Genomic DNA, 18,132 nt, shown 5'->3' with positions numbered 1-18,132 from the left:
GGAACAAAGTGCTGAATAATCGCATTTTACCATTAAGTAGTAGAAATCCTTATATAATAGGCTAAGTCTAATCGAAACGCTGTTTGTTTGATAACTGAGGAATGGCATGAGTTCAGTGAAAAAAATCCGTAAAGCTGTTTTTCCGGTTGCTGGTTTGGGAACGCGCTTTTTGCCTGCGACCAAATCCATCCCGAAAGAAATGCTGACGGTGGTTGATAAGCCGGTTATTCAATATGTTGTCGACGAGGCGCGTGAAGCCGGTATTGAGCATTTGATCTTTGTCACTGGGCGTAACAAAGCGGTTATCGAAGATTATTTCGATGCTCAGGTTGAGCTTTATACTACCTTGCAGGAACGTGGCAAAACAGCAGAACTGGAGCATATGCAACAGTTGCAGCCGCAGCCTGGTACGACAAGTTTTACCCGTCAGCAGGTGCCGTTAGGGCTTGGTCATGCCGTTTGGTGCGCACGCGAACTGGTTGGTAATGAGCCTTTTGCGCTGCTGCTGCCTGATATGGTGATGCAGTCGGAACGTGGTTGCTTAGCTGATATGGTCGCGCTTTATGAACAAACCGGCGGCAATATTATTGCTGTGCAGGAATGTGATCCGAAAGACGCGCATAAATACGGAATTGTCGGGCAGGGCGAGAGCGTTGCCAATGGTTTTGAAATTACCAAAATGGTGGAGAAACCGGCAAAAGGCACCGCACCTTCCAATCTTTACATCAATGGTCGTTATATTTTGCAGCCTGAAATTTTTGATCTGCTCAGCAAGCAGGAAAAAGGTGCGGGCAACGAAATTCAGCTCACTGATGCGATGCTGAAACTGGCTGATGAACAGAAGTTTTATGGTTTCAATTATCAGGGACTGACTTTTGATTGCGGTTCAAAAGAAGGTTTCATTGAGGCCAATGTGGCTTTTGCTTTGTGGCGCAATGATATCCGGCCGAATGTCGAATATTCGATTGAGCATTTGCTCAAGACAATCAAGGCAAAATGATCAGTTCACCTTGATGACAGGCATAAAAAAAGGGGCTTAAGAGCCCCTTTTTCGTTTGTGATTTTATGATCAGTTGGCAGTTTTAAACTTGGCAACTGAAAGGAAGGTAACTGCCTGACCGCTGAAGCTATGGGCGCGGTCTGTCGTTGGAATATCGCGCTGGAAGCCAGCGGTATAAACCATGGCTGGCGCTTCACGCATTGCATCATTACGTAAAACCGGATTGGTGACAGGTACAGCATTGGCAACCGATTCAGACGACATCGCCAATTGTGAAACCGGTGCTGTTGCAGGCTGAACAATAGCCGCCTTGTTAGCTTTTGCACCATGTGCATTTGGCTTTGCCGATTTTGCAGTTGTGCGTGACTGCGTATTGAGGCTTGCAACCTGAACATTATTCTTTGGTGCTGTGTGTGCAACCACGGCTGGTTGCTGTGCCGGAGCAACTGGTTTGGTTGCCGGTACTGCTTTAGCCGGTGCAAAATCATCGTCGGCAGGTGGTGCAATCAGCTCACCCTGCGAAGAAGACAGGGCTGCAACTTGCTGGCTGGCCGAGCGATTTGCCGGTACAGGTGCAGCGGTGGCGGTCTGGTCGTTTTTGAGCAGATCGGCAATCGCATCATTGTTGGATGCAGCTGCCATTTGCACTTCACCTGAAAGGCTTGCCGGGCGGTTCGCAGGAACCGGTACAAAACCGGTCAGCATTGTCGGCGCGACATTATCAGCAGGTGTTTCCGTATCGATTGCTGCTGCCATTGCAATAGCATTTTCAACAGCAGTGGCAGGGCGACGCGCCGGAACCGGAATGATACTGTGTGCGATTGCATTATTCTGTGCTTCCACTGGTGCAGCTGCAACGGCAAAAGGAATATTTTCAGGCTCTGCCGGCTGAACTGGTGCTGCTGGTACGGCTGCAACCGGAGCTGCCGGACGCGGTGCACCGACAGGAAGCGGCACATTACGTGTTGGCAGGGCTGCAATCAGAGGTTCAGCCGGAGTTGGCGCAGGCGTTGGAACGACAGCCGGTGCTGTTGGAGCAGAAGGACGCGGTGCAGCTGTGGCAGTGGCCGGACGGCGTGCGGGTGTCGCTGCACGGATATTGTCTTCGCTTACGTCCTCTTCTTCATCAGCGCCGCCGCCAAATAATGCACCAAACAGTGTGTTATTGTTGCGTTTTTTGGATGGTGCTGCGCTGGCAACTACGATGTCGCCGCCAGAAGATTTACGACGCTCTACTTCGGCCAAAGCCTGTTTGTAGCCAGGCAGAGGTTTACCATCGGAAGGAATGTGAACGGTTTTACCATCGGGGAAGAGGGCAAGCAATTCTTTGCGGCTCATACGCGGCCATGCGCGAACACCGCCGACATCCAGATGCACAAATGGCGAACCGGATTTAGGATAATAACCAACACCACCAATCTGATAGCGGATACCCAATTGACGCAATTTGGTCAGTGGTACACCCGGAATGAAGAAGTCCATGGCTTTACCAAGCGTGTGCTGGCTGTTTTTAGCAACACCGCTGGTTTTGGAGCGCAACATGGAGTTGGTGGCCGGAGAACGATATGCGGATACGACAGTGATATAATTGGATGAGCCGGACGCTTTATGAACCTGCCAGACGAGATCGAACAGACGGGGATCCATTTTCGTCGGCTCGTTACGGCGCCAGTCACGCAAAAATACATTGAGCTTTTGCAGACCGTCTTTCAGGTAGCGGCCGTCTTTTTTAAATGTGATTTCGGCGCGCTCGCCGGTATGCACATAATAGAGTTTCAGACTGCGCGTTTCAGCCGAGGCAACATTTGGCATCATAACTGTTGTAGCAGTAACCGCGAAAGCTGCGCCTGCAATCATGCAGCGCAGAAATTTTGCTTTGATGCGGTTATATCCCGTTTTGATAATCAAGGTGCTGTCCATCAATTCGTATAGCCTTACCGTTCTTCCAGTCGGATCACTGACCAGTATCGGATTTATTGGTTAATGGAGGCTTAGTGAACATTAATTGCGTTGGTACTATGGCGAAAAAGACACAGTTCAGCATCTATTTTCGCTGTAGTTAACAAACTATTAACAGGATTTCGCCGCAATTTACCAGTGTTTTTGCCTGAAATGCCATGATTTACAGGGTACAACATTATTTTTAAGAAAAAATCGAAATGCCTGCGTCAAATGCGCTTCTATGGCCAGAAAAAGCCGTTGACGGGGCATAGTTTGTGCGAATCACTGAGAAAATGATTAATTTTGCTCAACAATCAGACGAAGCAGTGTAAGGCTTGAACAAGAAGACGATGGCCTTATCTGCCTTCAATGGAATCGATCACAGGAGACCCTCAATGAGTGGTGCAAACAGTAAACTCGGCCTTTTACCTGAATGGAATCTGGATGATCTTTATAAGGGTCCTGATGCGCCGGAACTGTCGCGTGATATCGAAAAGTGCTTTACCGATGCCAAGGCTTTTGAACAGCGCTGGGCAGGTAAGCTTAATGAAGAATTGTTGAAGCCCAATGGCGGTGATTTTGCCCTCAGCATTCAGGCTTATGAAAATTTAAGCGAATTGATGGGGCGCATCGGTTCTTATGTCGGCCTTTATTATTATGGCGATACCAGTGATGCAAACCGCGCCAAGCTTTATGGTGATGTGCAGCAGAAACTGACCGATGCCAGCACACCACTGATTTTTTACACGCTGGAACTCAACCGCATTGATGATGTGGTGCTGGATAAAGCGATCGACAATAATCCGGCTATCGGCCATTATCGTCCGTGGCTGGTGGATCTGCGTAAAGATAAACCATACCAGCTGGAAGACCGCATTGAGCATTTGCTGCATGAAAAGTCGGTGACCGGTTATAGCGCATGGAATCGCTTGTTTGATGAAACCATGTCGTCTTTGCGCTTTGAGGTAAATGGTCAGGAACTGGCGATTGAGCCAACCTTGAACATGTTGCAGGATGCCGATGGTGCGGTGCGTAAAGCGGCGTCTGACGCTTTGGCTAAAACCTTTGCGGCCAATATGCGTGTCTTTACGCTGATCACCAACACGCTTGCCAAAGATAAAGAAATTTCTGATCGTTGGCGCGGTTTTGAAGATATTGCCGACAGCCGCCATCTGGCCAACCGCGTTGAGCGCGAAGTGGTTGATGCTTTGGCACAAGCTGTGACCGATGCTTATCCGCGTATTTCACATCGTTATTATGCTTTGAAAGCCAAGTGGCTCGGCCTCGAACGATTGGAAAACTGGGATCGCAATGCGCCATTGCCCGAAACTCCGCAGGCGCTGATCAGCTGGGATGAAGCACGTGAAACAGTGCTTTCGGCCTATCGTGGTTTTGCACCAGAAATGGCTGATATTGCGCAAGAGTTTTTTGATAAAAACTGGATTGATGCACCAGTACGTGCAGGTAAGGCGCCGGGTGCATTTGCCCATCCGACTGTGCCTTCTGCTCATCCATATGTGTTGCTTAACTATATGGGTAAGCCGCGTGATGTGATGACTTTGGCGCATGAGCTTGGTCATGGTGTGCATCAGGTTCTGGCGGCGCGTCAGGGCGCTTTGATGGCGTCAACGCCTTTGACCTTGGCTGAAACCGCATCGGTCTTTGGTGAGATGCTGACTTTCCGCTCATTGCTGGCTAAAACCACTGATAAGCGTGAGCGCAAAGCTATGCTGGCGCAAAAAGCCGAAGACATGATCAATACGGTTGTGCGTCAGATTGCGTTTTATCAGTTTGAGCGCCGCGTTCATACCGAACGTGCGCAGGGCGAATTAACGGCTGAGCGCATTGGTGAAATCTGGATTGAAATTCAGCACGAAAGCTTAGGTGAAGCGGTTCATATCAATCCGGGTTATGAAACATTCTGGACCTATATCCCGCATTTCATCCACTCACCGTTTTATGTCTATGCTTATGCTTTCGGTGATTGTTTGGTAAACTCGCTCTATGCGGTTTATCAAAATGCGGAAGAAGGCTTCCAACAGAAGTATTTCGATCTGTTGAAGGCAGGCGGCACCAAACATCATAGTGAATTGCTTGCACCTTTCGGCCTTGATGCGACTGATCCTAATTTCTGGCAGAAAGGCCTGTCAGTGATTGAATCGATCATCGATGAATTGGAAGCAATGGAGAATTAAGCGGTAAAGTGTTGTTTTAAATGATGAACGACCCCGTTATTCTTTTTAGAGACGAGAAAAAGGGTCGCGAAATATCTTTCGCGGCTCCTCGCTTTATGATTGAAGCCAATGAACCGCAGGCGTTTGAGGCCGCTTTTCAAGCTTGCCAGCAAGCCCATGAGGACGGATTTTGGCTTGCCGGATTTTTGTCTTATGAGGCGGGCTATTTATTAGAGCCGCAATTGCGGCAAAGCCTGCCTGAGGGGCGAAAAGCGCCGCTTTTATCCTTTGGTGTTTTTGAAAAGCCGGTTGATATGCCGCTCATGCCAGCCGGTGATGCGGCACGCATTTATGATTTTCAGCCACAATGGACTTTGGAAGACTATCGCCAAAAATTTGAGCAATTACATTGTCATTTGCGCGCTGGTGATTGCTATCAGGGCAATCTGACTTTTCCGATCAAAGCGCAATGGGATGGTGATCCTTATGCTCTTTTTAATGAATTGTCGAAACGTCAGCAGGTTGGCCATGCCTGTTATTGTAATTTTGGAGCATCAAGCGCTGCACCGGTTATTCTTTCGCGCTCTCCGGAATTGTTTTTCGAAGTGGATAAAGAAGGCTGGATTGAAACTCATCCGATGAAAGGCACATCCCCGCGCGGTAAAACTGCTGAAGAAGATGATTATTGGCGTGATTTTTTGAAAAATGATCCGAAAAATCAAACTGAAAACCGGATGATTGTTGATTTGCTGCGCAATGATATTTCATTGATCAGCGAAACCGGAACCCTTGATGTGCCGGAACTTTTTGCGGTTGAGCGTTTTGAAACCGTGCATCAGATGATCAGCCGTGTGCGGGCACGGTTAAAACCGGATTTGAAATTACGCGATATTTTTGCCGGACTTTTTCCCTGTGGTTCCATTACCGGTGCCCCCAAAATCAGTGTGATGCGTATATTGCGAGCATTGGAACAAAGCCCGCGTGATATTTATTGCGGTTCACTTGGCTGGATTGCGCCCAGTGGTGAGATGCGCTTCAATGTGGCAATCAGAACCATATCGCTGTTTGACGACGGACAGGCTATTTTAAATGTCGGAGGCGGTGTTATCTTTGATTCAACCGCAGAGGAGGAATATGCAGAATGTCTGTTGAAAGCCCGTTATGTGATGGATCAGAAATTGCAGCAGTGAAGCCGGCTTTCCAGCTCATTGAAACACTGCGTTATGAACCTGATGCAGATTTTTTACGGCTGGAACTGCATCTGGAACGGTTGGAAAATTCCGCCCGCACTTTGGGTTTTCCGTTAGATATGCCGGCAGTCAGACGCCAACTGGCAGCTAAAGGGCAGGGCAACAAAGCTTTACGTGTGCGTCTGACGCTTGATCCTGATGGTGTGATTGATATTGAGACGGCGCCTTTTGAAGCGCTGCCTGCAGAAACCGTTTGGCGGCTTGGTATTGCTAAAACAACGCTTTGTCATGATGATCCGTTGCTCAGCCACAAAACCACCAGACGCGAGCTTTATGTCGCTGCGCGTGAAGAATTTTCACGCGAGGAAGTCGACGAGGTTTTGCTGTTTAATGACCTTGGGCAATTGTGCGAGGGCACAATTACGACAGTATTTTTAGATAGAGGGGATAAGGCTTGCGTAACGCCTGCACTTTCTTGCGGGTTGCTGGCCGGGGTTTTGCGTGAAGAATTACTGCGTAAAAAGATCGTCACTGAAGCGGTTCTAACTTTAGATGATCTCTTGAATGCGGATAAAATTTTCGTCGGCAATTCATTACGTGGTATGATAAAAGCTGACTTGCCTTGTTCTTTCGTGACAGTATAAGGCTCTTCGTCACGCTTAAAGCGGTGCGGCAGAACTGCAACACAGGCATGCCCCTTAAAAAAGAGGTCTTGTTTTGTAATGAATTTGGTATCATCAACACATGAAGTTTTTTTCGGGAGAGCATAAAATGAAACGCTTCCGCACTATTGCAACACTCGCCGCGCTGGGTTTCTCTGTCGCAGCTTGTCAGACGCAGGCACCGATTTATGATGGCGGCGGTATTGCTCCGCAAGCCAATGCAGCCGGTATTGATGGCAATTGGGTTGATGCCAACGGCATTACCTCCAGCTTTAACGGTGGTGTTTTCACTACGCGTACGACTGATACCAACGAAAAATTGGCTGAAGGCAGCTATCGCTATCAGTCACCGCGTTTGGTGGAAATTGAAATGCGCTCGCTGGTACGTGGCACGGTTTCTAAAGTGAACTGCGCGATGGTTTCACAAAGCCAGCTCAATTGCACATCTTCTGCCGGTGCGCAGTTCTCGTTGCAGCGCAGCGCTTGAGTTTCAAGCGTTTGACTGAATTTTATCAAGCCGCTCCATCAAAAGGGCGGCTTTTTAATTGGATGAATGTGTAAAGATTAGCATATTTACCAGATCGGCTCGGGGCGCTATTGAAATTTGTCCGGATTGGTCTAGTTTTCCGGCAATACAGGAGACAGACAATGAGCGTGAATGATTTAGCTTACATCAACCCGGATATTGAGCAGGTGCCGCCACCCAAAGTGGGCGTGCTGCTTGTTAATCTGGGAACGCCGGATGGTACTGATTATAAGCCAATGCGTCGTTATCTGGCTGAGTTTTTGAAAGACAAGCGCGTCATCGAATGGCCGCGCGCAATTTGGTTGCCGATTCTTTATGGTATCGTGTTGATGACACGTCCGAAAAAATCCGGTGCTTTATATGCCCGTATCTGGAATCGCGAAAAGAATGAATCGCCGCTGCGCACCTATACGCGCTCCCAAAGTGAGAAACTGGCGGAAGCGCTGAAAGATCACGACAACGTCATTGTTGATTGGGCGATGCGTTACGGCCAGCCTTCTATTGAAAGCGTGACCGATAAATTATTGGCGCAGGGCTGTGAACGTATTGTGATGTTCCCGCTCTATCCGCAATATTCTGCGACTACCACCGCGACCGTCAATGACAAGTTCTTTGAAGCTCTGATGAAAAAACGCTTCATGCCTGCGGTGCGGGTGGTGCCTTCTTATCAGACGGAACCGGTTTATATCGAAGCTTTGGCGCGCTCAATTGAGAAGCATGTCGCCAGTCTTGATTTTGAACCGGAAGTGATTTTGGCCTCCTATCATGGCATTCCGCAGAGCTATGCCAAAAAGGGCGATCCATATCCGGAGCAATGCTACGAAACATCACGTTTGTTGCAGGCGCGTTTGGGCTATGATGATAAAAAATATCGCAGCACCTTCCAATCGCGTTTCGGGCCGGAAGAATGGTTGCAGCCTTATACGGATGAAACCGTTGTGGAACTTGCCAAACAGGGTGTCAAATCCATGGCCGTGTTTAATCCGGGCTTTGTGGTAGACTGCCTCGAAACCGTTGATGAAATCGGCAATGAAGCCGCAGAAGAATTCCATGAAAACGGTGGCGTTAATTTCAGCCATATTCCGTGCCTTAATGACACAGAAGATGGTATGAAAGTTATTGAGACGCTGGTGCGTCGTGAATTGCAAGGCTGGGTATAAAGCTAATTGTTGAGCCTCTGCATCTTGCATGCAGAGGCTGTTTAAAAAGGTTTTACGATGACTGGTTTTGATATCGTATTGGTTATTCTTGGCTTTTTGGTACTGATTACGCTGTTTGCCGGCGTAAAAACTGTACCGCAGGGCTATCATTTTACGGTGTTGCGCTTTGGTCGTTACACCCGCACACTCGCACCGGGTCTTAACCTGATCGTGCCTTTCTTTGATCGTATCGGCGCCAAGCTTAATATGATGGAGCAGGTGCTGGACGTACCGACACAAGAAGTCATTACCCGTGATAATGCGACAGTGAGCGTTGATGGTGTGGCTTTTTATCAGATACTGAATGCAGCACAGGCGGCTTATGAAGTTTCTGATCTGAACTATGCGATCCTTAACCTCACCATGACCAATATCCGTACAGTCATGGGTTCGATGGATCTCGATGAACTGCTTTCCAACCGCGACACTATCAATGAGCGTTTGTTGCACGTGGTGGATGATGCGGCGCATTCATGGGGCATTAAAATGACCCGCGTTGAGATCAAAGACATCAACCCGCCGAAAGACCTGATCGAATCCATGGGTCGACAGATGAAGGCCGAGCGCGATAAACGTGCACAGGTGCTGGAAGCTGAAGGTGACCGTAATGCGCAGATTTTACGTGCTGAAGGTTTGAAACAGGCACAGATTTTGCAGGCTGAAGGTAAGCGTGAAGCTGCATGGCGTGAGGCAGAAGCCCGCGAACGTCTGGCTGAAGCGGAAGCGAAAGCGACTTCGCTTGTCTCCGATGCGATTGCCGACGGCAATGTGCAGGCGATCAACTACTTCATCGCACAGAAATATACTGAAGCTTTGATAGAGATCGGCAGTTCCAAGAACAATAAGATCGTTATGATGCCATTGGAAGCAAGCTCATTGATTGGCTCGCTCGGTGGTATTGGCGCGATTGCCAAGGAAGTTTTTGGTTCCGGCAGCGATGATAATACGAATGATCCAGCTCCTCAGCGTGGTCGTTCGGTTCCATCCACTGGCAAGAAATAAGCCATTGTTTCAGAACAGGAGCAGATCATGATTGTGACTTTGATTGAGCAATCAGGCCATTGGAGCTGGATCGTTCTGGGGCTTATTCTGCTTGTTCTGGAAGTGCTGTTGCCGGGGATCTTTCTGGTATGGTTTGGTGCTGCTGCTCTTGTCACCGGCACTTTTGTGCTTTTGCTTGGCAGTGCACTCGGACTTGGCTGGCAGGTGTCGCTGTTAGTGTTTTTGGTTTTGTCGGTTATCTTTCCGCTGGTTGGACGTCGGTTTTTCGGCTCCAGCAAGCGCGAAGTTGACCAGCCATTGCTCAATCGTCGTGGTGATCAATTGGTTGGTCAGCGTGCTGTGTTGATTGAAGCCGTTGTCAACGGTCATGGCCGATTGAAAATCAATGATACGATCTGGCGCGTTAAAGGCGCTGATATGCCAGCTGGCACATCTGTGCTGATTACCGCTTTTGATCAGGGCACTTTGGTGGTGGAACCACTGGTATAAGGCTTTCAGGAGACAAATAAAAAAGCCCGGGTTTCCCGGGCTTTTTGTTTTATGCGGCTTTAATGCGCAGCAAATCGTGGAAGTGGATAACACCGACAGGGCGGTTTTCTTCTGTTACAATCAGCACGCTGATATTGTGCTCTTCCAAAATGCTCATCGCGCTGCTGACCAATGCTTTCGGGCTGACCGTTTTCGGTGAGCGGGTCATCACATCATCAACGCTGAGTTCCGACAGATTACGGTGCAGGTTACGCGCCAGATCACCCTCGGTGACAATACCTGCCAGCAAACCGTCACTATCCAGAACCGCCACACAGCCAAAACGCTTATGTGAAAGAACCTTCATCGCTTCCGGCATCAATGTGCCAAGCGGAACGGTTGGGATATTATCGCCTTTATGCATGACTTCTTTGATATGGGTCAGGCTTGCCCCCAATGAACCGCCCGGATGGAAGGTGCGGAAATCACCTGGGGTGAAGTTGCGGGCTTCAAGCAGGGCAATTGCCAGTGCATCACCGATGGCAAGCTGCATCAAAGTTGAGGTGGTAGGTGCTAAGCCATGCGGGCAGGCTTCTGTGGCACGCGGCATCAGCAGGCATGTGGTCGCGGCGCGGCCAAGGGCTGAATCTTCACCTGCGGTGATGGCAATCAGCGGAATGCGGTAGCGGGTGGCAAATTGCACAACGCCTTTAAGCTCTGCTGTTTCACCCGACCATGAAAGGGCGAGAATCACATCGTCAGAGCTGATCATGCCAAGATCGCCATGATTGGCTTCGGCAGAATGGACGAAAAACGCGGCAGTACCGGTGGAGGCAAATGTTGCCGCCAGCTTGGAACCGACATGGCCGCTTTTGCCGATACCGGTTACAATAAGACGCCCTTTACTGGCGCCGATCACTCTGACAGCTTCGGCAAAAGGTGCCGCGAGGCCGTTTTGTAGGGCTTCTTCAAGCGCCGACAAACCGTTTTTCTCGGTGTTCAGGGTTCTTAATGCGGAAGCAAGAGCTGCCTCGGCATCGTCTTTAACGGAAGGTCTGATCAAGTCTTGCATGGTCTGAACCGATAAGCTTTTCGTGTGGGTTTGTCCAATAATAAAGCATGCAGAAGTTCACGCGCCTGCGTGAACTGCTTTTCTCCCATATAGGTATTTGTAAAGATATATATCAGGCAACATATTCAAATTATTATTTAAATTATTTTTCCGCAGAAAATCCTGCAACTGAATATTAACCATAAAGAGTTAGATCTTATAAACCATGAATTGACCGGTTTGCAGAATGCTTTGATGGTTAAAACGCGAAAAAACACGACTGGCTTGAAAGGCTCAGTGCGCAAAGTGCCACTGAAGCTGGCTCTGCTTGTGGCTTTTTTGGCGGGTTCATCAAGCTTTGTTTTTGCTCAAAACCTGCCCCAAGTGCTTGAAGAACCAGGCTTTTGGGAAAGCACGAAAGCGGGACGCTTTATCCAGAATGAGGATGAAGAGCCCAGCCGTGCGAGCCGCGAAAATCTGCCGCAAAATCCGGAACAGGGTTTGGGCGGAAGGCCGGAAGCAAATCCTTTTGCACCGCTTGGTATCCGCAGCGGTAACTTTATGTTGCGCCCGTCGCTGGAGCAGGGCTTACGTGCCACCAGCAATTCCAAAAACAGCAGTAGCGGTAAAAATGCGGTTTTGTCAGAGACGCAATTGCGCATGGATATTCAAACTGATTTACCGCGCCATGCGGCATTTTTAAATCTGACGGGCAATTGGATCAAAACAATTTCCGGCGATGATGTATCAGAGCCGTTTTTGCTTCTGAACAGTGGCTTGCGTCTTGATCTGGATAATCAAAGCCGTTTGAATTTGGGTTTTGATTATATGTTGCGCCGTGAAAGTGCTTCCAGTCCAAACAGTCTGGATGTTGCTGATGAAAACCCGCTTTTTCACACATTGAGCGGCACTGTCGGCATTGAGCGCGAAGGAAACCTGCTTTTTGGCCGTGCTGATGCACGCTTTGAGCGTAATTTTTACGGCGATGCGGATTTGATCGGCGGTGGTAGTATCAGCCAAAGTGACCGCAATAATAATTATGTCAGTGCGAAGCTTCGCGGTGGTTTTCAGGTGTCGGCCGCGTTGAAGCCTTTTGTTGAGGTTGAGGCTGGCAAGCGTATTTATGATGACAAATATGATCACAATGGTTTTCAGCGCAGCGGCAATCAATATGCTGCCAATGCAGGGCTAATGTTTGATCTGGGCGAGAAATTCAACGGTGAATTATCGGTCGGTTATTTACGCGCGCAACTGGATGATGATCGTTTGCGCAATGTGGATGGATTGGCGTTTAATGCGCTTGTGAACTGGTCGCCGCGCCGTGGCACGGATGTGGCACTCAATGCCCGCACCCTTGTGGAAGGGGCGACAACGGCCAATGTCAGTGGCTCGCTCTTATATCTGGCAAGCCTTGAAGTGAACCATAATATTCGCTCCAACCTGATGCTGACAGCAGGGCTTGATACGCGTATCCGCGATAATAAAGATAATACCGGCTTTGATTATATGTATGGTGCGCAAATTGGCGCGACCTATTGGATTAACCGTTTTGTAGCGCTCAATGCGCGCCTGCGTCATGAACAGATGAAAAGCGATCTGGCTTCACGCGATTATCGTTCCAACAGCATTTATGTCGGCATGAAATTGCAGCGATAAAAAAAGCCCTGAATTTTCAGGGCTTTTTCGTTGTTAGTTTTAAGCTTTTAGCTTGCAGGCATCGCTGGCCAGCTTGGTGATGGCATCCCAATCTCCGGCTTCAACCAGATTTTGTGGTGCAACCCATGAGCCACCCACGCAAATCACATTTGGCAGGCTCAAATAATTATTGGCATTGGCAAGGCTGATGCCGCCGGTCGGGCAGAACGAAAGATCAGCCAATGGCGAAGACATGGCTTTCAAAAATGCTGCACCACCGGATTGTTCGGCAGGGAAGAATTTCAAATAGCGGTAGCCTTCATCACGAAGGCTCAGCATTTCGCCTGGTGTGATGGCGGCTGGCAATAATGGCACGGCACTATCATTGGCAGCATCGAGGATATTGCGGGTAACGCCGGGGCTGACGATAAAGCGTGAGCCTGCGGCCACTGCATCCTGATAGTTTTTTGCATCCAGAATTGTGCCAGCACCAACAATGGCTTCCGGCACTTCATCGGCCACAGCTTTGATTGCTTGCAGTGCAGCAGCGGTGCGAAGCGTTATTTCAATGGCAGGCAAACCACCTTTAGCAAGCGCACGCGCAAGCGGAACCGCATGTTCTACCTTTTCGATGAGCAAAACCGGAATGACCGGCTGGCCTGTAAGCACTGGCTTGAGAAGATCGATCTTTTGAGACATGTGAGCTCCGGTGGTTATGAACTGTTCCGCATCTGCAAATTTATACGAACCGATTTAAATGGCTGGGATGGGTTTGTCTACACTGATACTGGTTTCAAGCCGCGGCATTTCATGAGCCAGACGGATTTTCCAGCCGATCCAGGCGGCTTCGAGCTTCAGGTCATATTGGTTTTTGGCATAAGCCGGCCCATTATAGCTTTTGGCAAAATGCGCCCAGTCTTGTTTATGCAGGCTTTGCTGCAAACCGGATTGGAGAATAAACCGTGTCATCAGCATGATCTGGCCGGAGACAGAACTGCGGGCAAGGACTACAAGAGCATCAATATTTTTGAAACCCAGCCACTGCCAATGGGCGCCCATCACTTGCCCTAAGCCCCATGAGGTTGATTCGAGCGCGGCTTTCCGGTTAATTTTTATGGCGCGTTCCAGCAGTGCCCATCGAGCCGTTTGATTGGCAGGATTGCGGATTTTTCCAGCTGAGGGATGTGCCAAACCTTCCGTGCGCGCCCGCTCACGGATTGAGCCCGTTAGTCTGCGGTCAAAATAATGGCCTTCAAACCGGATTGCCGGTTCAAATTTTCCATTGACCAGATAAGCGGTTTTGCCGCCTGATTCAATTTCGGCAACAGCCAGCAAAGCCGCCGGATCAAGCTGATATTCAAAAGCGATTGTCAGAACTGCGTTGATTGTATCCTTGTTAAACATTGAGGTTCCTTTTCTGGCTTGAAAAAGACCATTGTCGTCTATCTTGGCAGGTGGGGGATAAATGTGAGCTTGAAAATTGTGCTTTTCAGCGCTACGTCAGAGGCAGAAACAAGCACGTTTTATGGATGGAACGTGACTATTGATTAAAATCAATGCGTTAGAGATATTTTGCGACAATTAAGAATGTCTGACGCAATCCTTGCATTAAAAAATCGAACTGGCACTGAAAAATATGAACACGTCTGCACCCGTTTTTACCGTTGCCGCACTCTATCGATTTGCGAAACTGCCGCAATTTGAGGCGTTGCGCGAACCTTTGACTGAATTGTGCAACAAGCACGATGTCAGAGGCACGCTGCTGCTTGCAAGCGAAGGCATCAACGGCACGGTTGCAGGTACAGAAGCAGGTATTGCGGCACTTATCGATTATATTGAAGCGATTCCCGAGCTTAAAGGTCTGGAGCTTAAATATTCGACCGCCAGCAAGCTGCCGTTCTATCGCCTGAAGATTAAGCTGAAGCGCGAAATCGTCACCATGGGTGTCGAAGGTATTGATCCGCTGCAAAGTGTTGGCACCTATGTGGCAGCTGAAGACTGGAATGATCTGATCAGCGACGAGAACACCATTCTCGTTGATACGCGCAATGATTACGAATATGCGATCGGCACTTTTGAAGGTGCGATTGACCCCTGCACCACAACATTCCGCGAATTTCCGGAATGGGTGGAGCAACATCGTGATGAGCTGGAGGGCAAAAAAATCGCGATGTTCTGCACGGGCGGTATCCGCTGTGAAAAAGCAACGGCTTTTGTCAAAGGCTTGGGCTTTGATGATGTTTACCATCTCAAAGGTGGCATTTTGAAATATCTGGAAGATATTCCGGCTGAACAAAGCATGTGGGAAGGCGAATGTTTCGTCTTTGACGAGCGCGTATCGGTTGGCCATGGTCTGGTGGAAGGCGATATCGAACTTTGCCGCGCTTGCCGCCGACCGATTACGCCGGAAGACAAGCTGTCACCGAAATTTAAGCACGGCATTTCATGCGAGGCTTGCTATGACGAACGCACCGATGAAGATCGTGCCCGCTATGCCGAACGCGAAAAACAAATCATGCTGGCGAAAAAACACGGTCGCGCCCGTCACATTGGCAGCTAAGAGAGGTTTTATCTGCATCATTGCTTAAAAGATCAAAGCTCCCTTCGGGGAGCTTTTTTTGTTTGGTGAAGCACAGATTTTATGCTTAGTTCATTATATCGCTAAGAATATAACGGTGGTTTAATCTTGATAATGGGAGAGGGGTGCTGTTGCCAGCATTCCGAGGTGGAGATCAATGAAGAAAATTTTATTCAGCTGTGCCGTGGCTTTGTCTTGTTTGGTGACATCTTGGGCGTCTGCCGCCGAGCAGGTAACTGTTTTTGCCGCAGCCAGCATGAAAGATGTGATTGAAGAAGCAGCCAAACAATTCAAAGAAAAAGACGGCATTGATGTTGTTGCATCATTTGCGGCATCGTCTGTTTTGGCCAAACAGGTGGAAGCGGGCGCGCCTGCATCAATCTTTGTATCTGCCGATCTCGACTGGATGGATTATCTGCAAGAGCGCAAGCTGATTGAAGATGAATCACGCGTCGTTATTGCAGGCAATGCGCTGGTGATTGCCACTCAAAAAGATAAAGCTGACAGTGATCTGGAAAAGCTGTTAGGCGCACGTTTTGCGATGGGCGATCCGTCCAATGTGCCAGCCGGTAAATATGGCAAGGCAGCGCTTGAGCATTTGAACATCTGGGGCAAAATTGAAGGCAATGCTGTTTTCACTGAAAATGTGCGCGTGGCCTTGCAATATGTCAGCCGTGATGAGGTCAATGCGGCGATTGTTTATGCGTCCGACCGTGCGGTGACAACTGATCTGGTGGAAGCCTATCGTTTTCCGGCCGATAGCCACAAAGCCATTCTTTATCCGGCCGCTTTGGTCAAAGGTGCAAATGATGAAGCCAAGGCTTTTCTGGCATTTTTGGAGAGCGATGCCGGACAGGCAATCATCGCAGATAAAGGTTTCGTCAAGGCGGCTGAGACAGGTCAGTGAATCTTTCACCACAAGATTGGCAGATTATAGCTCTGTCGCTCAGGATCGCCTTAACCGCGATCCTGTTCGCATTGCCATTGGCCTTTGCAGTTGCTTGGGTGTTGGCACGGTTTAACTTTCCGGGCAAAAGCTTTGTGCAGGCCGTGGTCACCATGCCGCTGGTCTTGCCGCCGGTGGTGACGGGCTATTTATTGCTGATTTTATTCGGCAGCAAAGGGGCGCTTGGTGCACCTTTGCAGGAATGGCTGGGGGTGAGCTTTTCCTTCCGCTGGACGGGTGCTGCATTGGCGGCCGGAACAATGGCCTTTCCGCTGCTGGTTCGCCCGATCAGATTGTCGATTGAAAACCTTGATCAAGGCTTGGAAGAAGCAGCGCGCACATTGGGTGCAAGCTGGTTGATGAGTTTTTGCACGGTAACTTTACCGGCACTTTTACCCGGTATTATTGCCGGCGCGGTGCTTGGCTTTGCCAAGGCGCTTGGCGAGTTTGGTGCAACCATCACATTTGTTTCCAACATTCCGGGGCAAACACAGACATTGTCCTTGGCGATTTACTCTTTGTTGCAATCACCAAGCGGCGATAGTGCAGCCTTTAAGCTCATTTTGGTTTCGGCAGCCCTTTCTATTTGTGCGGTGATATTGTCCGAATGGTTGCAGCGCAAATTGTCGACAGGTGCAAAATGACGGGTCTTGTTGTTTCGCTTACCGGTTTTAATGGCGCTTTTCCGGTGAAAGCGAATTTTACCGCCGATCAGGGCGTAACTGCTTTGTTCGGTCATTCAGGCGCTGGAAAAACCACCTTGTTGAAGATGATTTCCGGCACATTGCGCCCCGCTTCAGGACGCATTGCCATAGGCGATCATGTGCTGTTTGACAAAGAAAAAAGCATTTTTCTACCCCCTGAAAAACGCCGTATCGGCTATGTTTTTCAAGATGCGCGGCTTTTTCCTAATATGTCGGTTGCCCGTAATCTCACTTATGCGCGTTGGGCTGGCAAAAGGTGGGGGGCGGACAAAAGACGGGCTTCGCGCTCATTTGATGATATTGTGCAACTTTTGGGGCTGGAAAATCTGCTCACCCGCAAACCAACACATTTGTCAGGCGGGGAGCGCCAGCGCGTGGCAATCGGCAGGGCGCTTCTGTCTGATCCGGCATTGTTACTGCTTGATGAGCCCTTGTCCTCGCTTGACCGGATGCGGCGGCAGGAAATTTTGCCCTATTTGGAAATGCTGCGTGATGAAAGCGGCGTGCCGATTGTCTATGTCAGCCATGAGATTGATGAAGTGGCGCGTCTTGCCGATACGCTGGTGCTTTTAGCGGGTGGAAATGTGGTGGCAAGCGGCCCTGTGGCTAAGGTTTTCCCGCTGATTGATAATCAGGGTGACGGCAGCGGGGTGCTTTTGGAAGGTCAAGTGACAGATTACGATGCGGCCTATCAGATCGCAACGATTGATCTGAACGGCACTGCTTTTCAGATTACCGATCAGGGTGTGGAGAAGGGGATGCGGCTGCGATTGCGCATTCGTGAGCGTGATGTGTCGATCGCGCGTAACAAGCCGGAAGGTTTAAGCATTCGCAACATACTGCCGGTAAAAATCACCGCTATTAATGACGAAAGCGGCTCTTTTGCACGTCTCACACTTTCCTATGCTGGACAGCAAATGGGAGCAAGATTGACACGCAAATCCGTGGCAGATTTGTCATTGCAAGCGGGCGATGATGTTTATGCGATGGTGAAAGCCGTTTCAGTTGATAGAACCGCATTGCGTTAATGCGGTTTTATTGCTCCATTTTAAAAAC

General features: G+C 49.2%; 17 protein-coding genes. 13 read left to right on the top strand and 4 right to left on the bottom strand.

Annotated features, from left to right (window positions below; genetic code table 11):
* The first annotated feature begins 106 nt into the window (after window positions 1-106).
* Window positions 107-1,000 carry a UTP--glucose-1-phosphate uridylyltransferase GalU gene (gene galU, locus ABDZ76_RS09740; protein WP_343804862.1) on the top strand — a complete coding sequence of 298 codons (894 nt, stop codon included), beginning with the start codon at window positions 107-109 and terminating at the stop codon, window positions 998-1,000.
* A gap of 69 nt (window positions 1,001-1,069) precedes the next feature.
* Here the strand turns inward: galU and ABDZ76_RS09735 are convergent, their stop codons facing one another.
* Window positions 1,070-2,857 carry a peptidoglycan L,D-endopeptidase MepK gene (locus ABDZ76_RS09735; protein ID WP_343805565.1) on the bottom strand — a complete coding sequence of 596 codons (1,788 nt, stop codon included), beginning with the start codon at window positions 2,855-2,857 and terminating at the stop codon, window positions 1,070-1,072.
* A gap of 479 nt (window positions 2,858-3,336) precedes the next feature.
* On the opposite strand from ABDZ76_RS09735, the gene ABDZ76_RS09730 reads away from it, so the two are divergent.
* The 7 genes from ABDZ76_RS09730 (at window position 3,337) to ABDZ76_RS09700 (ending at window position 10,183) form a co-directional block, all read left to right on the top strand.
* Window positions 3,337-5,136, top strand: a complete 1,800-nt coding sequence (locus ABDZ76_RS09730) for a M3 family oligoendopeptidase (protein ID WP_343804860.1) — start codon at window positions 3,337-3,339, stop codon at window positions 5,134-5,136.
* 23 nt (window positions 5,137-5,159) lie between these two features.
* Window positions 5,160-6,305 carry an aminodeoxychorismate synthase component I gene (locus ABDZ76_RS09725; RefSeq protein WP_343805563.1) on the top strand — a complete coding sequence of 382 codons (1,146 nt, stop codon included), beginning with the start codon at window positions 5,160-5,162 and terminating at the stop codon, window positions 6,303-6,305.
* On the top strand, window positions 6,257-6,949 hold the full coding sequence (locus tag ABDZ76_RS09720) for an aminotransferase class IV family protein (protein WP_343804858.1): 693 nt from the start codon (window positions 6,257-6,259) through the stop codon (window positions 6,947-6,949). The genes ABDZ76_RS09725 and ABDZ76_RS09720 overlap by 49 nt, the downstream gene beginning before the upstream one ends.
* A 127-nt stretch (window positions 6,950-7,076) precedes the next feature.
* Window positions 7,077-7,454 carry an outer membrane lipoprotein Omp10 gene (omp10, locus tag ABDZ76_RS09715; protein WP_343804856.1) on the top strand — a complete coding sequence of 126 codons (378 nt, stop codon included), beginning with the start codon at window positions 7,077-7,079 and terminating at the stop codon, window positions 7,452-7,454.
* Window positions 7,455-7,615: 161 nt separating this feature from the next.
* A complete protein-coding gene (gene hemH / locus ABDZ76_RS09710; protein WP_374844560.1) occupies window positions 7,616-8,653 on the top strand; it encodes a ferrochelatase in 1,038 nt (345 codons plus the stop codon).
* Window positions 8,654-8,710: 57 nt separating this feature from the next.
* Window positions 8,711-9,694 carry an SPFH domain-containing protein gene (locus ABDZ76_RS09705; RefSeq protein ID WP_343804854.1) on the top strand — a complete coding sequence of 328 codons (984 nt, stop codon included), beginning with the start codon at window positions 8,711-8,713 and terminating at the stop codon, window positions 9,692-9,694.
* Window positions 9,695-9,721: 27 nt separating this feature from the next.
* Window positions 9,722-10,183, top strand: coding sequence for an NfeD family protein (locus ABDZ76_RS09700; RefSeq protein WP_343804852.1), 462 nt, complete (start codon window positions 9,722-9,724; stop codon window positions 10,181-10,183).
* Window positions 10,184-10,232: 49 nt separating this feature from the next.
* Here ABDZ76_RS09700 and ABDZ76_RS09695 read toward each other — a convergent pair whose 3' ends face one another.
* Entirely contained in the window at window positions 10,233-11,234 is a 1,002-nt protein-coding gene (locus tag ABDZ76_RS09695; protein WP_343804850.1) for a KpsF/GutQ family sugar-phosphate isomerase, read from the bottom strand.
* Between the two features lie 234 nt (window positions 11,235-11,468).
* Here ABDZ76_RS09695 and ABDZ76_RS09690 point away from each other — a divergent pair, with 234 nt between their 5' ends.
* The gene (locus ABDZ76_RS09690) at window positions 11,469-12,869 is read left to right on the top strand and encodes an outer membrane beta-barrel protein (RefSeq protein ID WP_343804848.1); all 1,401 of its coding nucleotides are present in this window, start codon (window positions 11,469-11,471) and stop codon (window positions 12,867-12,869) included.
* A gap of 39 nt (window positions 12,870-12,908) precedes the next feature.
* Here the strand turns inward: ABDZ76_RS09690 and ABDZ76_RS09685 are convergent, their stop codons facing one another.
* Both ABDZ76_RS09685 and ABDZ76_RS09680 read right to left on the bottom strand, forming a co-directional pair.
* The gene (locus ABDZ76_RS09685; protein ID WP_343804846.1) at window positions 12,909-13,547 is read right to left on the bottom strand and encodes a 2-dehydro-3-deoxy-phosphogluconate aldolase; all 639 of its coding nucleotides are present in this window, start codon (window positions 13,545-13,547) and stop codon (window positions 12,909-12,911) included.
* A 54-nt stretch (window positions 13,548-13,601) separates the two neighbouring features.
* A complete protein-coding gene (locus ABDZ76_RS09680) occupies window positions 13,602-14,252 on the bottom strand; it encodes an N-acetylmuramidase family protein (protein ID WP_343804844.1) in 651 nt (216 codons plus the stop codon).
* Between the two features lie 232 nt (window positions 14,253-14,484).
* Between ABDZ76_RS09680 and trhO the strand changes: the two genes are divergently transcribed.
* The 4 genes from trhO (at window position 14,485) to modC (ending at window position 18,104) form a co-directional block, all read left to right on the top strand.
* The gene (gene trhO / locus ABDZ76_RS09675) at window positions 14,485-15,408 is read left to right on the top strand and encodes an oxygen-dependent tRNA uridine(34) hydroxylase TrhO (RefSeq protein WP_343804842.1); all 924 of its coding nucleotides are present in this window, start codon (window positions 14,485-14,487) and stop codon (window positions 15,406-15,408) included.
* Window positions 15,409-15,583: 175 nt separating this feature from the next.
* The gene (gene modA / locus ABDZ76_RS09670; protein WP_343804840.1) at window positions 15,584-16,333 is read left to right on the top strand and encodes a molybdate ABC transporter substrate-binding protein; all 750 of its coding nucleotides are present in this window, start codon (window positions 15,584-15,586) and stop codon (window positions 16,331-16,333) included.
* Window positions 16,330-17,016 carry a molybdate ABC transporter permease subunit gene (modB, locus tag ABDZ76_RS09665; protein WP_343804838.1) on the top strand — a complete coding sequence of 229 codons (687 nt, stop codon included), beginning with the start codon at window positions 16,330-16,332 and terminating at the stop codon, window positions 17,014-17,016. The genes modA and modB overlap by 4 nt, the downstream gene beginning before the upstream one ends.
* Window positions 17,013-18,104: a molybdenum ABC transporter ATP-binding protein gene (gene modC, locus ABDZ76_RS09660; protein WP_343804836.1), complete on the top strand. Its 1,092-nt coding sequence runs from the start codon at window positions 17,013-17,015 to the stop codon at window positions 18,102-18,104. The genes modB and modC overlap by 4 nt, the downstream gene beginning before the upstream one ends.
* The last annotated feature ends 28 nt before the right edge of the window (window positions 18,105-18,132 follow it).

This window comes from Paenochrobactrum glaciei (assembly GCF_039522165.1).
In the GTDB taxonomy this organism is placed as follows: Bacteria; Pseudomonadota; Alphaproteobacteria; order Rhizobiales; family Rhizobiaceae; genus Paenochrobactrum; species Paenochrobactrum glaciei.
Note: the sequence above shows the minus strand (reverse complement) of the source record. Positions and strands in the feature narration are given on the sequence as shown.